Origin of the sequence: Paenibacillus nitricinens (assembly GCF_052056485.1) — a bacterium.
Lineage (GTDB): Bacteria > Bacillota > Bacilli > Paenibacillales > Paenibacillaceae > Paenibacillus_AQ > Paenibacillus_AQ nitricinens.
Genome location: NZ_CP183948.1, coordinates 2,558,725 through 2,576,949, shown reverse-complemented (window position 1 = coordinate 2,576,949; position 18,225 = coordinate 2,558,725). Strand labels below are relative to the sequence as shown.

The window sequence follows — 18,225 nt, the reverse complement described above, 5'->3', positions numbered from 1 at the left end:
ATCTACACGGTTGTTATTGCGATGTTCAGCTCCTGTAGCTGCTTTAGCTGTTCTGTGGCAGGGCTGTAATCCGTTATTACAACATCCAGTTCACTAGTCGTGGCAACATGTGTGAACGCTTGAATTCCGAATTTGCTGGAGTCACAAAGTAGGATCACCTGCTCCGCAATAGAAATCATTTTTCGCTTTACCATCGCTTGCAGCTCATTCGATTCACTGGCGCCGCGTTCGAGATGAAATCCTTTGCAGGAAAAAAACATCTTATCCACGTGATACAACTCAAGCGAACGCTCGGCTAAATGACCAACAAAGGACATCGATCTTCGGCTCAGCTGACCGCCAGTTGAGAACACATCTATTCGTTCCTTCCCACTTAACTCCGCAGCTACCTTAATAGAATTAGTCAGTACAGTTAGTGGCATATCCGGCAAATGTGAGGCCATATACCATGCAGTTGTGCTAGCATCCAGCAAAATTCGATCTCCCGGCTTTATCATCAGCACTGCTTCACGAGCAATCTGCTGCTTCTCCGCTGCGTTCATAATTTCACGTTCAGCATAGGGCGTCTCTGGCTGACGATCACGCAGACTGACTGCACCGCCGTGCGAGCGTAGCAGCCTCCCCGCCTTTTCCAAGCGATCAAGATCACGGCGGATGGTCTCCTCCGTCACTTGGCATAATGTACTCAGTTCCGAGACACGAATGCTGCCACGTTCGTTCACTAGTTCTACGATTCGTTCATATCTGTCTGCAATCAGCATGTCTTCCCTCCGTTATCCTATCTATATTCCATTTACCTCTTATCTAGTAAAAGCTGCCGGCACTCCACCGTCAATCGTCAGCATACAGCCTGTCGTCTTCTCTGACTTGGATGAAGCGAAAAAGGCAACGCCTTCAGCAATATCACGAGGATAAATATTTACAAGCAGTGTTGTACGTTTACGGTAATGTTCCTCTAGTTGATCCGGGTCAATCCCGTAAGCAGCCGCCCGTTCATTCCGCCAGTTCGAATTCCAAATCGCTGAGCCTTGTAGAATGGCATCCGGCAAAATGGTATTGGCGCGAATACCGAACTCTCCACCTTCAGCTGCAATACAGCGAGCCAAATGTGCTTCTAGTGCTTTGGCCGAACTGTAAGCCGATACGCTCTTTCCAGCAAATATGGAGTTCTTAGAACCAATAAATACCATGCTACCGCCGATTTTTTGCTCCTTCATCACCTTGAAGGCTTCGCGTGCAACGAGGAAATAACCAGTTCCTAGCACGGAAATGTTCAAGTTCCACTCTTTTAATGAAGTCTCATCAAAAGGACTGGAAGTCGCAAGCCCAGCATTGTTAACAATAATATCTACTCCGCCATAAATAAGTGCTGTTTCCGCATAAGCTGCGGTAACTTGCTCCTCCTGCGTTACATCCATTTTAACAGCGAACGCACGATTCTCACCGTATTTATCGTTAATCTCCTCGGCAATTTTCTGAGCACCCTCCAGATTGAGATCTGCCAGCACAACATGCGCCCCTTCGGACACTAGACGACGAGCAGTTTCGCTCCCGATTCCTCCAGCTCCACCAGTAATAAACGCAACCTTACGCGAGAATTCTGCTTCTGCTGGTGCCAGCGATAATTTATATAATTCCAAAGGCCAATATTCCACATTGTATGATTCGTTCTCACTTAGAGAGACGAAATCTCCCAGTGCGGTAGCTCCGCGCATAACAGCAATCGCCCGGTGATACAAGGCACCGCTAATTTTGGAGTTGCTCCAGCTTTTGCCCGTATTAATCATTCCCACTCCGGGAATCAGAATCACACGCGGTGCGGCTTCGAACATTACATCTCCCTCATGCTTATTGCGATCGAAGTACGCTTTATACTGCTCTTTGTATGTGATAATCGCTTCGTTCAGCTTCGTCTTCAAACCATCAATATCACTGGCATTTGGTTCCCAATTCACAAATAGTGGCAGCATTTTGGTATGTACCAAATGATCCGGACAGGCTGCACCTACACTGGATAATTTCTCCGAGTTAACTCCACCTACAAAACGCAGGACATCCTCTGCATCATCGAAGGTCAGTATCATTTTACGTTCATCACTAACTGCGCCTCTGATCAACGGCATTACAGCCGCCGCGACAGCCCGCCGCTCTTTTTCCGGAAGCGCTTCCGCTTTGCGGCCCCCGAACAGGTTCTCATCTTCAATTCTATCATCGATGTAACGCTCAGCTTCATTAATGATAGAGATCGTCTTAGCGTAACAAGCTTCCGGCGTATCTCCCCAAGTTACCAGACCATGCTTCTCCATCAACACCAATTCTGCTTGTGGATTAGCAAGTACGCCCTCAGCAATCATTTTGGATAAAGTGAAACCTGGACGGATGTAAGGCACCCATACGAAACGGTCTCCATAAATTTCCCGCGCAATATCCTTACCGTTATGAGCACAGCATAAGCTGATAATCGCATCTGGATGCGTATGATCTACATGTTTGAATGGTAAAAAGGCATGAAGCAGCGTCTCAATAGAAGCACGTGGATGCTTAGGATCAATCATACAGTTCGCGAGGTAGGCCACCATTTCCTCATCAGGCATTTCCTCCCGCTCGAACAAAGGAGCAATATCCTGAAGCCGCAATCCTGTAAAATTCCCTGCTTTCATTGTAGCTAGGTCCGATCCGCTACCTTTTACCCACATGACCTCAACCTCACGACCACGGAAATCTATTTCTATCGTTTTGCTAGAGGTATTCCCTCCTCCAAAATTGCAGACCCTGCGGTCTTCGCCCAGCAGATTGGAGCGGAACACCAATGCATCCAATCCCCCGTTTATTTCCGTTTCCCGAGATGAATCCCATAAGTTTTGTACCATTTGTGAATACCTCCGTTTTTGAATGTTTATTTTTTTGTTTATTTTTCTTTGTTTTGATTTTAATCTATTTGTTTGTGTTTGAATAGAGCGTTTTCAACAAAATTTAAAATTTATTTCACCTTTTAGACGAATCTCCATGGCCTGCACTGCAAGTTTTTTTGTAAAAGACAAAAAAGAGCTGCCCATTAGCAACTCCATCAGCAACTCCTTATCCCGCTATTCATCACGCCAGCTATAGACTAACCCAGTAGTTACATTTTTCATCCTCAATGCCGGTTAATATTCCCTTATTCGCTTCAATAACCTTTCTCGAAGATACGTTGTTCGGCTCATAAGTCAGCATGACCTCATTAATCCCCCTATCCGCAGCTCTTTTTAGCAGCTCTGCTAACATCATTGTGCCATAACCCTTTCCTCGTTCACTCGGTCTGATGCTATACCCGATATGTCCACCTGACTTTCTTAATTGATCATTTAAGGCATGTCTTAGTTTGCCAACACCAACAGGATAAGAGTCAATCACTAACCAATAGTTGGTTTGTGGGACATAGTTTGGTAGAAGATTATCACCTCGTGAAAGAGCTATCCGCCCCCTGATGAAATCAGGAAATTCACTGTAAGCCATATCAAAACCATTGTTAACGAATCCATTCTCTCCCGGACCGATCTCCGCAATCATCTCAAAAATATCACGATCATCTGATAAACTCGCTTCCTTTAGTTCAATTAGCATCCTTAGCGCCCCCTCGAACATCATAAATAACTTTCCATATCCTAAAATTTACCGCAAAACAGAACCTTCCGCATTATTTAATTGCATATTCTACAACTAAAAATTAATTTCAACGTTCGCGCCTAGTGGTAAGTGTACTTTGTGCAACTAATCCCCTCCAATCTAGCGATATCCGCTAATTTCCAGAGATAGAGTTGTACAGAGTGCATCTATATCGCATTTATGCGCGTAAAGTGGCTATTTAGTTGTACGAAATGCACTTATCAGGCTTCGGGATGGATGTTAGCATCAAAAATCAAAAATTCTGTGTGCCGCCTCACCTCCCACCTTCTTTTTCACAGTAATGTTTCTATTTCTTTCTCCCCCTTGCGAACTCTCGTAGTATACTAATTGGAATAAGATGTATATTCTTTATTTTGGATATGGAGGTCTGTAATGGTAAATAGCTTTAAGAATACCAAGGCGCAAGAACGAGTGTGGCAATCCTATCAGCAGCTTGTTGAGCAGTGGCCCACTCCACTTGAGGAAATCGATATTCCTACCTCATATGGACTGACACATTGCATCCTTGCTGGTCAAAAGAGTAATCCACCTTTACTCCTGTTCCATGGTGTTGGCGATAACTCGGCGGTCATGTGGATCTTAAACATCGAGGAATTATCGAAGCATTTTTATTGCATTGCTATTGATACTTTAGGCGGACCTGGTAAAAGCATACCTAATGAGCATTTTAACAAACAGAATTTTGAGTAAGTGGCATGGATTAACGAAATAGCGACACATCTGAGGGTTGAAGTCTTTAATCTCGCGGGTGTGTCCAATGGCGCCTATATTGCTTTTAATTATGCGACCAAGCAACCGGACAAAGTGAACCGTGTCGTTTGTTTGGAGGGTGGAATGGTTAATGCACCGATTAAAGCCATGATCCAAACCTTAATGATGATGTTCCCGGAGATTCTGATTCCAACGGATCGCAATTTACTGAAAGTTCTGAAGAAGTTAAGCGCCCCTAACTCCCCTTTATTTGACAACCATCCAGTATTAGCTGCTCATCTGATCCTTTTAATGCGCAATCATAATCAGCAAGCTATGTTTGTGCATAAGCTTCATCCGTATGATCAAAACGCCGCAGTCGCAGTTAGAGACAAGCTCTATTTTCTAGTTGGAGAACACGCGCTAAAGCAATCGAAGGATTTCATAAATATTTTAGAAGCTGGAAAGTTCTATTACCAAGTCATCCCCCATGCGGGACACGGCATTAATCACGAGCAACCGGATAGAATAAACACTGAGATCATCAATTTCCTGACAAACGATAAGGATAAATCACTTGCATCCAGATGAAAGCGCTACTATTATGTTTGTAATTACACATACCTATCTTAGATAAGGAGATGATTACCATCAGATACGGAACATTAGCGCATACATTTGGTTGTTTACCCCTCAAATCGTTGACAGCAACGCTTCAGAATTATGATATCGATTTTGTTCAACTTGCTTTATCCAAAGCTATTCAGGACATCAACACCTCCACAGGTAAATTAAGTCCAGGCCTCGCAAACTATATTGGTGAACAATTTGAAAGAGCAGGTATACGTATCGGCGTGTTAGGCTGTTACATCAATCCCATTCATCCAGATCCTGTTATCCGGAGATTAGAAATAGATCGCTTCAAAGAACATCTTCGGTATGCCCGCCAATTCGGCGCCCCAATGGTGGCTACGGAGACGGGCGCTCTGACTACTTTCCAAGCACAAGACCCGCTCCATTACGAAGACATCGGCTGGGATATTTTAAGGGAAACTGTACAAGAGCTTGCGGAGGAAGCTGAAAAATGGGGTGTTTTTCTGGGATTGGAGGGTGTCTGCACACATACTCTTTCTACACCAGACAAGATGCGCCGCATCTTAGATGAAATTCCCTCAGGCAATATTGGTGTAGTCTTGGATCCATGCAATTTTATTGGTGACGCTGTAGATATGCAGGATCAAATTGTTGATGACGCCTTCAGGTTGTTCGGGGATCGGATCATTTTGGCGCATTTAAAAGACATCTATCAAGATGGAGAGAGAACTTACCACGGTAAGGCTGGTGGAGGGCATTTCCATACTGAAGCTTTCCTGAGCAAACTCCAGCAATTTAAGCCCATGATCGACGTATCTTTAGAAGATATAACGAACCTCGAGATTAATGAGACCGTTGCTTTACTAAAGAATATCGCTCTTATGGAAAAAAAATGATTTTTAAACTAGATAAATGGTACCTTTCTAAGCGAGTTGAATAAAATAAGAAACAGAACGATTGAGTAACTTCGTTTGACGATTAAGCCCTAACTTGGAAGGGACGGGATTACCGATGAGATTCACATTCCCTATTCTGACCTTATCACATGGTGGAGCTCAACGCATGCTGGTAGAACTCACCAATGGGCTGACAGCTATGGGGCATCAGGTTACTATCCTCATGCCTGTGGATGGTGTTGTTTCCTATGATGTCCGCTCCACCTTAATCCGCTCCACACATATGTCGCCTAAAGAACAGGACTATCCCCCAGGCGATGTTATTGTTTCTAATTTCCATACAACAGTCCCTACCTCTCAAGCAGCTAGCAATCAAGGAAAAGGAATTCATGTAAGATTATCATTATGTTATGAACCCCCCTTTTTACCAGATAGCTCGCTGTCGTTCCCTTCTTATCATGTCACAGAGCATCTAATTGTTTTATCGCATTGGCAGCAGGAGCTGATTCGTTTAAATCATGGGATCACAGGAAAAATCGTGCCCATTGGCATTAGCTCATCCTTCAAGAATATGAATATCCGTTACAGTCTTCAGGAGCCTTTAAACATAACAGCAATATTAAGAAAAGCAGAACGTGGTTTCTCATGGCACCGTGAGCAAGACTATCTTATAGAGCAACTGGATCATGTGAAAAATCAATGTCCCCATGTAAATATTAACTTTATCAGTCCGCCCGACGAGTTCAATACTTCAGAAGTTCTCCAAAGAATGAAAGCTACTGGCAAATATCGATTCTTCACGCCAGCGAATGATGAAGAGCTCTGTTACCATTACAACGGTGCAGATATCTTTGTTAGTTCTAGTATTTTTGATACGGGTTCTTTGCCGGGGCTTGAAGCCATGCGGTGTGGCGCAGCACTGGTCTGTGTTTATTCAGGTGGAAATATGGAATACGCAAATCACGAGAAGAACTGCCTGCTCTCCTATCGGTACGAGAATCGGCTTGGTGAAGATGTCATCCGCCTAATCCGAGACCCAAACTTAAGAACTAAATTGGCCGCACAAGGTGAAAGATCTTCCCACAAATGGACATGGGCAAATAGTGTCAGGTTATTTGAGCAAGCGGTTAGGGACTTCTTGTTAAAAACTAGACGATCTTAAAAATAGTGAAGGCTACTCTCTCTTACGATAGTTGCCTGGGGAGACGCCATAACGTTCCCGAAATACCCTGTGGAAATAGGTGTAGCTTCCAAACCCCGTCTCCTCTGCTATTCGCTCTAAGGTATAATTGGTGTTGTCCATTAATCGAAGAGCCATAGCAAGCCGAATTTGCCCAGCATATTGCATAATAGAGTAGCCGAATTGAATTTTGAATACATGTACGGCCCTCGTTACACTAATTCCTGCATGGGCAGCTACATCCTTTAATCTGATCTCTGATGTAGCATGCTCCTCTACATAACTCTTCATCTTAAGCCCGTGTAGCAGTGAGGCTGATGATGATGCAGGTGCTTCTTCCATAGCCCGATCTAACAGCAGGCATAGCGCTTTAAACAGCGCCTCAAGTATTTCAGGGCTCCCCCCATCTAATCTTCTATTCTCCAGATCAAGCTGTTGCCATATACTTTGCAGTTTGCCGTCATCCGCAATTCTAACCTTCTTCGGTCTTTCGCGCAGGTTCCACCACTGATCCACCCATTCCCCTGTACACATTACAAAATAGTCCACACTATGTCCCAGCTTACTCTTCTTTTCGCCGATTCTCAGATCATATATATCTTGAGGCTTAAATAATAACAGATCACCAGGCACCACGGTTACCATGTCTCCATCGATCAGTACTTCACACTCTCCTTCTGCTTGCAGCCTTATGATATAGGTATCCAGCCCACTGCGATATAATTGCCGAAAAGGCTGAGTATGGCGAATAAAGCCGCATAGGCTTATTTGGACACTATTAGTTTCCATAGCATTCACTCCTCCTCCCTAAGTAGTCGATGACCAGATTGTTGAGGTTCTTAGCCATATTGTTTCTTCAAAGAACAGTGAATCTCCTTCTATAATAAAGACAGAATTTATATGTACAGGAGGTTACCAACCATTATGAGTAAAATTGTTCGCGTCATTCAAACAGCAAAAGAAACTACCGACCGTCTAACAGAAAAAGACCCTCTGATCTTCCTCCCCGATACGTCAGGCGTCGAATCAGAGCTCATCAATATTTATGATGATTTGGAGTATCAGGAAATGGAAGGTTTCGGTGGTGCACTTACCGAGGCTTCTGCTGTTACCATCGCTAAACTAAGTGAAGCTAAACAGAAAGAAATCATCGACGCTTATTTTGATCCTAAGGATGGTATTGGATTTACCCTTTGCCGTTCGCATATCCAAAGCTGTGACTTCTCACTGGGCAACTACGCGTATGTAGAAGAAGGCGATGCAGAGCTCCGTTCGTTCGATATTTCCAGAGATCAAGAGTCAATTATCCCCCTAATCAAAAATGCTGCAGCAGCTGTTGGCGAAGATTTCCGTTTGTTCTCTTCTCCTTGGAGTCCACCAGCTTTTATGAAAACGAACGGTCAAATGAACGGTGGTGGAGCTCTTAAGCCTGAATACCGTGAGGCTTGGGCCAACATGTTCGTAAAATATATTCAGGCTTACGCTGCGGAAGGCATCGATATTTGGGCCGTTAGTGTTCAGAACGAAGCAAAGGCTGTACAAATATGGGATTCTTGCCTTTATACTGCCGAAGAAGAAAAAGATTTTGTTCGTGATTACTTGGGACCAGCCTTGGAACAAGCCGGTTTGGCTCATGTAAAGGTTATGATCTGGGATCATAACAAGGAGCGCGTGTATGACCGTGCCAAGGTTGCCTTTGAAGATCAAGAAGCTTCCAAATACATTTGGGGAATTTGCTTCCACTGGTACTCCGGCGATCACTTCGAAGCCCTATCGGCCGTTCATGATCGCTTCCCAGACAAGAAGCTGTTCTTCAGCGAAGGCTGCCAAGAAGGTGGCGTTCATCTCGGCTCATGGAACACAGGCGAACGTTACAGCCATGATATCATTGGCAATCTGAACAATTGGATGTCATGCTGGACAGACTGGAATATTGTGTTGGACGAGCAAGGTGGACCTAACCATGTGGGTAACTTCTGCGATGCTCCAATTATCGGAGATACGAAAAACGATGAAATAATATTTGAGAGCTCCTTCTATTACATCGGACATTTCAGTAAATATATTCGCCCAGGTGCTAAACGAATTGGACATTCCAAATATACAGATAAGCTTGAAACTACAGCTTTCCGTAATCCAGATGGTACTATTGCTGTTATCGTTATGAACCGCACGGAACAAGAGCTTCCTTTCAGCCTGCGCTTCCATAACAGCTTGGCTGAGAACATGATACCGGCTCATGCTATTCAAACCCTGCTCATTAAATAGAAATTTCGAAAGCTAAAAACACAGCATGTCTCTGAGGGATTGGAGACTTGCTGTGTTTTGTTTTAGTCGAAATAGACCTTGGAAAGGTTCTTATTCTACATTCACATAACGACTGTAAGCATCGGTACGAATTTTAACCAGCTTCTCCAGTCCCATTCCCCGCAGCTGTTTCACATAATCAGCCCAGCCCTCGTCAATTTTACCTGTAATTATAAACTGAGCACGCATTGTATTGACGTAACTATCGATGCCCGTAGTCAAAGCCGGTAGCATCTGAAACTCTTCAGCGGTGTACATTACATCAGGGAAAGGCGGCGTTGTATAATCACTTCCCAGCTTGTCGAGCTGCAGCTTCAGTCCATCTCCGGTTTTTGGGTTAAGCAAGATGGATTTCTCAAACACTGGACTGACATATTTCGGCCCGAAATCCCGGAGTGATTGATCCCAATACCAGGCATCAGCACTGGTACCCATCGGTGGGTCCATTAATGTATAGGAACCATTGACATTTTTCTCAATAACGGTGTCTATCGCTCCCCAGAAATTTTGAATGCTTGCTTCATTGGTATAGAACTGGTCAGCCCAGCGGGCAGCAATCTCTGGATATTTACAAGAAGTAGAAATAAGCAGCTCGTTGCGCTCCAGATTCATTCCATACGGATTTCCTATGGTGTAGCGCTTACCCTCCGGTCCTGCAATCGGGGGAATCGTGATATATTGATCACTCCATTTACCAAACACGGCATCTGGCGTCCACTGATACGAGAATCCTACAATAGGAGCATCCGGATTAAGAAACTTGGCTGATCTCATCGTTTCATCTTGGGTGAATAACTCTTTATCAAGCAACCCGTCAACAAATAATTTATGCTCCCATTTAAGCCCTTCTTTGTATGCCTCTGAAACAGGGTAATATACGGCATTTCCGTCTTGGACAACCATAAAGTTATTGTTCAGATCCGTAATTCCAAAGGGACTGATGAGATCATTACTTACTTCAATAACAGGTATCTCATCCAGTCTTCCATTCCCATTAGGGTCACGTTCTTTAAAAGCTTTTAGCACGTTGTATAGATCATCAATCGTACCCGGAACCTTCAATCCCAATTTATCCAGCCAGGTTTTGTTAATCACGGGTTGGCGCGAGCTTTTAGGGCGTAAAGGTAATCTTGCAGGCAAAGAGTAGATTTCCCCGTCCGGAAAAGTACTGATTTTTTTCAATTCAGGTTCTTCCTGCATGGCTGCTTTGAGGTTAGGCATATACATTTCGATATAGTCATCAAGCGGCCTGAATAAGCTTAAATTATTGACGATATCTGAATCTCCGAAGGTCTCACTCCCTAAAATGATATCTGGAAGTGTACCGCTTGCCAGCAAAATAGACTTACGTTCACTCCAATCATTCGCAGACATCACCTGCCATTCGATTTTGACATTCGTATTTTTTTCCAAATCCTTCAGCCATTGATTCTGTATAAAGTTATCTCCCATGCTTCCCCACCGAACCGTTAGAACCTTCAGCGTCATGGGCTTATCCACGATTGGCAAACCTTCTTTATGAAATTGACCCGGATCAGATTCAACAGAGTTTACCCCTTTATCCCCATTACAGGCTGTAAGGCCAGCAAGCAACGTTGTCACTAAAAGAATGACGGTGATTGTTCTATTGATACTGTTTTTGGGTTGCTTTTTCATTACGGTCTTGCTCCCTCACAAATGTTAGTAGAAAAGCAGAAGAGCTTATTCCTTCACTGCGCCGATCATTACCCCTTGATTAAAGTATTTTTGCACAAATGGGTATACACACATAATTGGAACAGTTGCCACGATAATAACTGAATACCGCATCATATTAGCGAGCCGTAACGCGATTTGTGCGGCTTCTCCGGTCCCCATACCAGACTGCATCTGATTGGTAATCAGAATATTTCGCAGGATCAGCTGCAAAGGATACATATTAGGATTCTTCAAATAAATCAAGGCATTAAAATATGAATTCCAATAACCTACAGCGATCCATAAACCTAACACTGCAATAATAGCCTTCGACAACGGTAGAACGATCTGTGCAAAATAACGGAGATTTCCACAACCATCAATTTGCGCTGCTTCCCATAAATCGCCCGGAATACTAGTCTGGAAAAAAGTTCGTGCCACTATGATATTAAAAACTCCAACTGCGAAAGGCAGTACCATAACCAAGAAAGTATCATAGAGATGGAAATCACGAACCGTTAAAAAAGTAGGAATCAAACCCCCGTTAAAGAACATTGTAAAGATGAAAAACAGTGAAATATATTTCCGCCCCACAAGGTCCTTTCTTGACAACGCATAGGCGGCTGAGATATTAACTACTAAACCGATTGCAGTCCCAACCACCGTGTACAGGATGGTATTCCAATATCCGATCCAAATATTCTCATGACGAAGCAGCTCTTTATAACCATCAAAAGTAAACCCTTTAGGAAATAGCCAAACTTGACCTCCTGCCACCGCGGAAGGATCACTGAACGAAGCAATGACGATAAAATACAGCGGATAGATCAGGATGATTAGAAAAATTGCCGATATTACGTACATCACAATTTCCATTATAGTATCTGATGAGCGATTCTTCTTTATTTTTCCTACATTTCCTTTTGTCGCTGTCTCTAAACCTCCCATTTCAATGCTCCTCCCTTCTACCACAAGCTATTTTCGCTTAATTTTTTAGAAATCTGATTGACCATGATCAATAAAATAAAATTAATGACCGTGTTGAACAGGTTGATCGCCGACGAAAAGCTATACTGACTGCTGAGCAGACCAATTTTGTAGACATATGTAGACAGAATTTCACTTGAAGTGATGTTCAAGTCATTTTGCATCAGATACACCTTTTCAAATCCAACCCCAAGCAGCCCCCCGACCCGCAGGATAAGCAATGTTATCGCTGTTGGCATCAGCATCGGAATATCGATGTAACGAATTTTATGCATCCGACTTGCGCCGTCCACGGTTGCAGCCTCGTACAAACTAGGATCAACAGCAGAGAGAGCAGCGATAAAGATAATACTGTCCCAGCCGACATGCTGCCACACATCCGACCAGACGTACACACTGCTGAATAATCCGGCAGAGCCCATCAGATCAGGAGCTTCTTTCCCAAAAAGACTATATATATTGCCCAGTAGTCCGGTGCTAGGTGAGAACAGAATCATCATTAAGCCCACCATAACTACGGTTGAGATAAAGTGAGGCATATAGGACACCGTCTGAAAAAAACGTCTGAAACGGTTTGGTCTCATCTGGTTAACCATCAGCGCAAGTATAATCGGAATCGGAAACGTAATCAGACTGTACACACTGATGATTAGTGTATTTTTAATCGTTGCTGAAAATTGATAGGAATTAAAAAACTTCTCGAAGTATTTGAATCCGGCCCATGGACTTCCGCCAATTCCTAATGCCGGGCTATAATCCTTAAAGGCAATGAGCACCCCATACATGGGTTTATATGCGAACAATAACGTAAGGACTACTGCAGGAAAAAGCAACGTATACAGACCCCAGTTTTGTTTGATTTGTCCGAGTTTCCTACTCAAATGAATTGGATTAGATTTCATAACATCCCCTCCTTATTAAAAATAGAGAATGCTACCCCACAGATTTATGTAGGGCAGCACCTTTTTCGAAAGACGAATAGGTTATTTTACACTCATATAACGACTGTAAGCATCTGTGCGAATTTTAACTAATTTTTCAAGCCCCATTTTATTAAGCTGTTTGACATAATCATCCCAGCCTTCGTCAATTCCGCCTTTGCTAATAAATTGAGCGCGCATTGTATTCACATAACCGTCTATATCCGTGGTCAAGGTTGGCAGCTCCTCGAACTCATCGGAGGTATACATAACGTTAGGGAAAGGTTCTGTTACATATTCACTGCCCAGCTTATCCAGCTGAAGCTTCAGTCCATCTCCACTTTCAGGATTAAGGACAATTTTCTGTTCAAAGGATGGGCTCACATATTTGGGTCCGAAATCTCGAAGAGACTGATCCCAGTACCAGGCATCTGCGCTGGTTCCAGCAGGTGGATCCATCAATGTATAGGTGCTGTCATCATTCTTTTTAATTACAGTTCCAATCGCACCCCAAAAATTCTGAATGCTCGCTTCGTTCGTGTAGAACTGATCTGCCCAACGTGCAGCAACCTCTGGATACTTACTAGACGTAGTAATCAGCAGTTCATTACGGTTAAGACTCATCCCAATAGGATTCCCGATGGTATAACGCTTACCATCCGGTCCGGCAATCGGTGGAATCGTCACATATTGATCGCTCCATTTACCAAACACAGCGTCCGGGGTCCACTGGTAAGTAAAGCCCACAATCGGAGCATCCGGATTTTGGAACTTCGCCGATCTCATCGTATCATCCTGAGTGAATACTTCTTTATCTAACAAACCTTCCGCATACAATTTGTTTTCCCATTTGAGTCCTTCTTTGAACGCCTCCGAAACAGGGAAATAGATCGCTTTTCCGTCCTTGATAATCATATTGTTGTTATTCAAGTCGGCAATTCCGAAAGGACTGATCAAGTCATTCCCAATTTCAATAAAAGGAATCTCATCTTTTTTGCCATTTCCGTTTGGATCTTGTTCCTTGAAAGCTTTAAGTACGTTGTATAACTCATCAATCGTTTCAGGAGTCTTCAGACCCAATTTATCGAGCCAAGTTTTGTTAATCACAGGCTGACGAGAGCTTTTAGGACGCGATGGAAGTCTTGTTGGCAGTGAATAGATTTTCCCGTCAGGAAAAGTGCTGATTTTTTTCAACTCAGGCGTTTCTTCCATGGCCGCTTTAAGATTTGGCATATTTTTTTCAATATAATCATCTAACGGCCGGAAAAAGCTTAGATTATTAACGATATCGGAATCTCCGAAGGTTTGATTTCCGAGGATAATATCTGGAAGTGTACCGCTAGCCAGCAGAATGGACTTCTGTTCGGCCCAATCATTGGAGGACATCACTTGCCATTCGATTTTGACATTTGTATTTTTTTCAAGATCCTTCAGCCATTGATTCTGCGTAAACGTGTCTCCCATGCTTCCCCAACGTACGGTCAGCACCTTAAGTGTTACAGGCTCATTAACAATTGGCAGACCTTCTTTGTTGTAACTGCTCGTCTCACTAGTTGCAGCATTATTCCCGTCTTTTCCGCCGCAGCCAGCAATACCAAATACCATAGCAGCCGCCAGCAGACCCACAGTCCATTTCTTTGCCGTCTTTTGCTTACTGTCTTGGCTCATCCTCTTAATCCCCCATTTCAATTAATCAAAGTTCATCGGAATAGCTTAATCATAGCTTCTTATTTTTTCGTATTCCGGACTCTTTAAGACGGTTATCCAGACCTTTGAATTCGCTTACAAAATCAAATATCCTCGCTTAAAGAGACTTAATAACAGTATCCCGACTTCTGTATGTGCTTTCCGGACTTTGCGGTAAATCGCTAGTGAGTTCTCCTGTATTTTTCCTGCAGAGGTCTTATAATGATTTTATGAACAAAAAAACAGCGGAACACAAAACCTACCCCATTCGTCATTATATAAAAGTCATGATGGCGGTCTCGTTCACAGTCCTCATTCTGGATTTAGCGATCAGCATTACTTCCATTTCTATCGTTAAGCAGCAGTCCACTCGAAATTTACAGGATACTGCGGCACTTTACATTAATCGCATCAATCATGATTTTGCCTACATTAATCACTATATGGGCTGGACGCTTGGGAACGATGAGAGCTTGCTTGCGATGAATACTTACGGGGTCAACAGTATCGAGTTCTTGAAAGCAAATGATAATCTGCATAAACGCTTTACCGAGCTGCAAAAAAACTACGGACATGAGTACAACTTTTTCTACTATTTGAAAAATGAGAACTACTTTTTAAATTGTGCACCGATCAGTGTGACCTATACAGATTACAGGCAGCTCAAAACGAAGATTATTTCTTATATTGATGATAAGGAGATGTATGAGAAGTTTTATTCCAAATGGACGCCAATCCTTGTTAACAACCATTACTACGTGATTAATATCGTTCCCTATTACAATCGTTATTTAATTGGACTGATCTCCGCCGATAATTTGATCCGCCCTCTACGCCAAATTAATCTGGGTGCTAATGGTTATGTTTCTCTAGTAGATGAGAATGAACAGCCTTTATCAAGTCCCATATCGAACAGCGGAAAGCTGATAACGGAAAAGGGAGGCTTCTCTAATCTTTTGCAATCGCGTACAACCATCAACAGCGCCTTCTCGGACACCACTTTCAGCACCAAAATGGTCATAAAATATGGCATATTCGAAAAAATCATCATTGCTCAGCTGCTTATAATGTTACTCTTCTTCATTGTGACGTCCACTTTATGCATCGTTCTGCTGTTTTTCAAGAAAAGAGTACTAGGCCCGATTCAAAGCTTCTCTGAGAACCTTGCTTCAATTAATGAGGCTGGGCAACCCGCAGATTTCAAAAGCAGTGAGATTATAGAGCTGGAACAAGCAAACACACAGTTCAAAGATTTAGTTGAACAAATCAAAACCTTCAAAATCACTATGTACGAGCAGGAACTGGAGAAGCAGCGGATACAACTGGATTATATGAAGCTACAGATCAAGCCCCACTTTTTCTTGAATTGCCTGACTAGCATCTATAGCATGGCCCAAATTGAAATGTATAAAGAAATTGAGAATATGACGTTGTCTACGTCGAAATATTTCCGTTATATTTTTCAAAATGGTGAGAATTTTGTCCGGCTGGAGGATGAAATCGAGCATGTCCGAACCTATCTGGAGATTCAAAAGCAACGTTATCAGGATGCATTTATTTACACTATTGAGCAAGAGGATCAGGCAAGCTGTGTAGAAATTCCGCCATTAGTGCTGCAAACCTTCATTGAAAATTCTATTAAATATGCGATTTCACGAGAACATGTAGTAGAGATCAGGCTTACAGTCCAGCGACTACGGATTGAAGAGGAAGATATGCTCGTTATCCAGCTCACCGACACCGGTCCCGGTTTTCCACCGCAAGTGTTAGAGAAGCTTAATCTTGGTGAGCCCTTGGATCAAAGCAACGGTATGCAGATCGGCATTATGAATACGCTTAAACGACTGGAATATCTCTATTTAAAAAGAGCAACTATCACCTTTTCCAATTTGGGGAGCGGCGGCGCTAGTGTAATCTTATCTCTTCCGGAGCTTCCTAAAAAATCTAAATGAATGGAGAGCTAACTATGAATGTACTGCTTGTTGATGATGATTTTTATGTTATCGCTGCATTGCAAAAGAGAATTGATTGGGAATCGTTACACATTGATACGGTCTATACAGCAAATAATGTCGCTCAGGCACGTGAAATAATAGAAAAGCATTCTATTCAAATTCTGATTTCGGATATTGAAATGCCTCAGGGTAGCGGATTGGAATTACTGGCATGGATTCGCGAAGGGAATTATAGTATTCAGACTATACTTCTTACTAATTATGCCGATTTCAACTATGCGCAGAAAGCGATTGAATTGCAAAGCTTTGAATATTTTCTAAAGCCCATCGAATTTGATAAGCTGATGCTGATTATCCACAAGGCTGTCACACAGGCAAAAGAGCAGCAAAGAAATGAAAAAGCCATTCAAGGCGGTTACTTTTGGCAAAAAAACCAGGCGAAGATTCTCGAACATTTTTGGCGTAAGCTGGTTAGTGGAAGCACATCATTTCCGATTAAATTAGCGGACATTACCCTTGCCATTGAGGAACAGAACCTTTCTTATCAAATGAGCGACACTCTGCAGCCTTTAATCTTCAACCTATTTCCATACAACGGTAGTATGGGAAAAGAAGAGAAGGATCTTTTTGATTTTGCCCTGCTGAACGTATTATACGAATTGTTACGGAGTCCTTGCTTTACCATCGAGAGCATTCTGGAATATAAAGATTATAATTGGATCGCTTTATTAAAATGGAACCAGACACCAGACACGCCCTTGCTTGAAGAATTATGCTCTTCCTTTATTCAAAAGGCGATTCCATATTTAAAATGCGACGTCTGCTGCAATATTGGTTTATCCGATAAACTGACTCATGTGGGGAATGTTCTGAAACAATCGCTTCGCATGGATGAGGAAATTACGAGATGCAGAAATCAGACTTTTTTAGTGGAAGCCTACCTCTATCAAAATAAAACAGGCTATACACCACCGGATCTTGCCTATTTGGAAGAGCTCCTGAACCAGAATCAATTCACTACTTTTCTTGAGGAAGTTACGAAATCTCTAAGGGTTATGCTTAACAATAGAACACTGGAGACCTCTGTCCTTAGCTTGTTCCGCTTAGATATTGTTCAGCTGGTCTATTCATTTCTCAACCTCAAAGGGATACGGTCACACAAACTTTACTCCGGCAAAACTAACGATAAATTATCCTTGCACTCTTTGAACTCGATTGAGGATATGGAAGAATATCTTAAATATCTAGTGACTACAGCCATGAAATACCGTGAGTTTGCCGCACAGACCAAATCCGTCGCAGAGGAAATCAAACAATACATTCATTCGCATTACGGTGACGATCTATCGCGAAATGATTTGGCCGAAATTGTCTACCTCAATCCTGATTATCTGGCAAGAATATTCAAACGAGAAACTGGTGTTTCATTAGGCAGCTACGTCATCCAAGTCAGAATCGCGGCTGCAAAGCATCTTTTGGAATCCACAAATATGTCTGTTTATACAGTCGCAAACAAGGTTGGCTATAACAACTACTCCTACTTCTCTAAGCTGTTTAAGCAAGAGGTCGGACTCCCTCCCAACGATTACAAAAAAGAACAACAATATAATCCAGCATATTAAAAAGAGGGATTATGCCACCGGCGTTGTACGCATACATCTGAACAG

At 42.8% G+C, this 18,225-nt stretch carries 15 protein-coding genes; 7 read left to right on the top strand and 8 right to left on the bottom strand.

Annotated features, from left to right (window positions below):
- Positions 1-2 precede the first annotated feature (2 nt).
- The 3 genes from ACN6KS_RS11145 to ACN6KS_RS11135 form a co-directional block, all read right to left on the bottom strand.
- On the bottom strand, positions 3-761 hold the full coding sequence (locus tag ACN6KS_RS11145) for a DeoR/GlpR family DNA-binding transcription regulator (RefSeq protein ID WP_440962013.1): 759 nt from the start codon (positions 759-761) through the stop codon (positions 3-5).
- Between the two features lie 39 nt (positions 762-800).
- Complete coding sequence (locus ACN6KS_RS11140) at positions 801-2,870, bottom strand: bifunctional aldolase/short-chain dehydrogenase (protein ID WP_341134463.1); 2,070 nt, start codon at positions 2,868-2,870, stop codon at positions 801-803.
- A gap of 232 nt (positions 2,871-3,102) precedes the next feature.
- Positions 3,103-3,603, bottom strand: coding sequence for a GNAT family N-acetyltransferase (locus ACN6KS_RS11135; RefSeq protein ID WP_440962012.1), 501 nt, complete (start codon positions 3,601-3,603; stop codon positions 3,103-3,105).
- A 435-nt stretch (positions 3,604-4,038) separates the two neighbouring features.
- On the opposite strand from ACN6KS_RS11135, the gene ACN6KS_RS11130 reads away from it, so the two are divergent.
- The 4 genes from ACN6KS_RS11130 (at position 4,039) to ACN6KS_RS11115 (ending at position 7,008) form a co-directional block, all read left to right on the top strand.
- Entirely contained in the window at positions 4,039-4,356 is a 318-nt protein-coding gene (locus ACN6KS_RS11130; protein ID WP_440962011.1) for an alpha/beta fold hydrolase, read from the top strand.
- Entirely contained in the window at positions 4,357-4,947 is a 591-nt protein-coding gene (locus ACN6KS_RS11125) for an alpha/beta fold hydrolase (RefSeq protein WP_440962010.1), read from the top strand.
- Between the two features lie 50 nt (positions 4,948-4,997).
- Complete coding sequence (locus tag ACN6KS_RS11120; protein ID WP_094870152.1) at positions 4,998-5,846, top strand: sugar phosphate isomerase/epimerase family protein; 849 nt, start codon at positions 4,998-5,000, stop codon at positions 5,844-5,846.
- A 115-nt stretch (positions 5,847-5,961) separates the two neighbouring features.
- Positions 5,962-7,008, top strand: a complete 1,047-nt coding sequence (locus tag ACN6KS_RS11115) for a glycosyltransferase family 4 protein (RefSeq protein ID WP_280786824.1) — start codon at positions 5,962-5,964, stop codon at positions 7,006-7,008.
- Positions 7,009-7,020: 12 nt separating this feature from the next.
- Here ACN6KS_RS11115 and ACN6KS_RS11110 read toward each other — a convergent pair whose 3' ends face one another.
- Positions 7,021-7,815: an AraC family transcriptional regulator gene (locus ACN6KS_RS11110; protein ID WP_094870154.1), complete on the bottom strand. Its 795-nt coding sequence runs from the start codon at positions 7,813-7,815 to the stop codon at positions 7,021-7,023.
- 135 nt (positions 7,816-7,950) lie between these two features.
- Here ACN6KS_RS11110 and ACN6KS_RS11105 point away from each other — a divergent pair, with 135 nt between their 5' ends.
- On the top strand, positions 7,951-9,294 hold the full coding sequence (locus ACN6KS_RS11105) for a glycoside hydrolase family 30 protein (RefSeq protein WP_440962009.1): 1,344 nt from the start codon (positions 7,951-7,953) through the stop codon (positions 9,292-9,294).
- Between the two features lie 90 nt (positions 9,295-9,384).
- Here ACN6KS_RS11105 and ACN6KS_RS11100 read toward each other — a convergent pair whose 3' ends face one another.
- The 4 genes from ACN6KS_RS11100 to ACN6KS_RS11085 form a co-directional block, all read right to left on the bottom strand.
- Positions 9,385-10,989, bottom strand: a complete 1,605-nt coding sequence (locus ACN6KS_RS11100; RefSeq protein WP_440962008.1) for an extracellular solute-binding protein — start codon at positions 10,987-10,989, stop codon at positions 9,385-9,387.
- A gap of 45 nt (positions 10,990-11,034) precedes the next feature.
- The gene (locus ACN6KS_RS11095; protein WP_042187073.1) at positions 11,035-11,958 is read right to left on the bottom strand and encodes a carbohydrate ABC transporter permease; all 924 of its coding nucleotides are present in this window, start codon (positions 11,956-11,958) and stop codon (positions 11,035-11,037) included.
- Positions 11,959-11,975: 17 nt separating this feature from the next.
- Entirely contained in the window at positions 11,976-12,899 is a 924-nt protein-coding gene (locus tag ACN6KS_RS11090) for an ABC transporter permease (RefSeq protein ID WP_094870157.1), read from the bottom strand.
- Positions 12,900-12,980: 81 nt separating this feature from the next.
- The gene (locus ACN6KS_RS11085) at positions 12,981-14,585 is read right to left on the bottom strand and encodes an extracellular solute-binding protein (RefSeq protein WP_280786826.1); all 1,605 of its coding nucleotides are present in this window, start codon (positions 14,583-14,585) and stop codon (positions 12,981-12,983) included.
- 248 nt (positions 14,586-14,833) lie between these two features.
- Between ACN6KS_RS11085 and ACN6KS_RS11080 the strand changes: the two genes are divergently transcribed.
- Complete coding sequence (locus ACN6KS_RS11080; protein ID WP_094870159.1) at positions 14,834-16,555, top strand: sensor histidine kinase; 1,722 nt, start codon at positions 14,834-14,836, stop codon at positions 16,553-16,555.
- 14 nt (positions 16,556-16,569) lie between these two features.
- Positions 16,570-18,180, top strand: coding sequence for a response regulator transcription factor (locus tag ACN6KS_RS11075; RefSeq protein WP_094870160.1), 1,611 nt, complete (start codon positions 16,570-16,572; stop codon positions 18,178-18,180).
- The last annotated feature ends 45 nt before the right edge of the window (positions 18,181-18,225 follow it).

Excerpts from the sequence above, each read along its gene's own strand:
- ACN6KS_RS11145 (WP_440962013.1), bottom strand. The coding sequence starts at position 761 with ATGCTGATTGCAGACAGATATGAACGAATCGTAGAACTAGTGAACGAA.
- ACN6KS_RS11140 (WP_341134463.1), bottom strand. The coding sequence starts at position 2,870 with ATGGTACAAAACTTATGGGATTCATCTCGGGAAACGGAAATAAACGGG.
- ACN6KS_RS11135 (WP_440962012.1), bottom strand. The coding sequence starts at position 3,603 with ATGCTAATTGAACTAAAGGAAGCGAGTTTATCAGATGATCGTGATATT.
- ACN6KS_RS11130 (WP_440962011.1), top strand. The coding sequence starts at position 4,039 with ATGGTAAATAGCTTTAAGAATACCAAGGCGCAAGAACGAGTGTGGCAA.
- ACN6KS_RS11120 (WP_094870152.1), top strand. The coding sequence starts at position 4,998 with ATGATTACCATCAGATACGGAACATTAGCGCATACATTTGGTTGTTTA.
- ACN6KS_RS11115 (WP_280786824.1), top strand. The coding sequence starts at position 5,962 with ATGAGATTCACATTCCCTATTCTGACCTTATCACATGGTGGAGCTCAA.
- ACN6KS_RS11110 (WP_094870154.1), bottom strand. The coding sequence starts at position 7,815 with ATGGAAACTAATAGTGTCCAAATAAGCCTATGCGGCTTTATTCGCCAT.
- ACN6KS_RS11105 (WP_440962009.1), top strand. The coding sequence starts at position 7,951 with ATGAGTAAAATTGTTCGCGTCATTCAAACAGCAAAAGAAACTACCGAC.
- ACN6KS_RS11100 (WP_440962008.1), bottom strand. The coding sequence starts at position 10,989 with ATGAAAAAGCAACCCAAAAACAGTATCAATAGAACAATCACCGTCATT.
- ACN6KS_RS11095 (WP_042187073.1), bottom strand. The coding sequence starts at position 11,958 with ATGGGAGGTTTAGAGACAGCGACAAAAGGAAATGTAGGAAAAATAAAG.
- ACN6KS_RS11090 (WP_094870157.1), bottom strand. The coding sequence starts at position 12,899 with ATGAAATCTAATCCAATTCATTTGAGTAGGAAACTCGGACAAATCAAA.
- ACN6KS_RS11085 (WP_280786826.1), bottom strand. The coding sequence starts at position 14,585 with ATGAGCCAAGACAGTAAGCAAAAGACGGCAAAGAAATGGACTGTGGGT.
- ACN6KS_RS11080 (WP_094870159.1), top strand. The coding sequence starts at position 14,834 with ATGAACAAAAAAACAGCGGAACACAAAACCTACCCCATTCGTCATTAT.
- ACN6KS_RS11075 (WP_094870160.1), top strand. The coding sequence starts at position 16,570 with ATGAATGTACTGCTTGTTGATGATGATTTTTATGTTATCGCTGCATTG.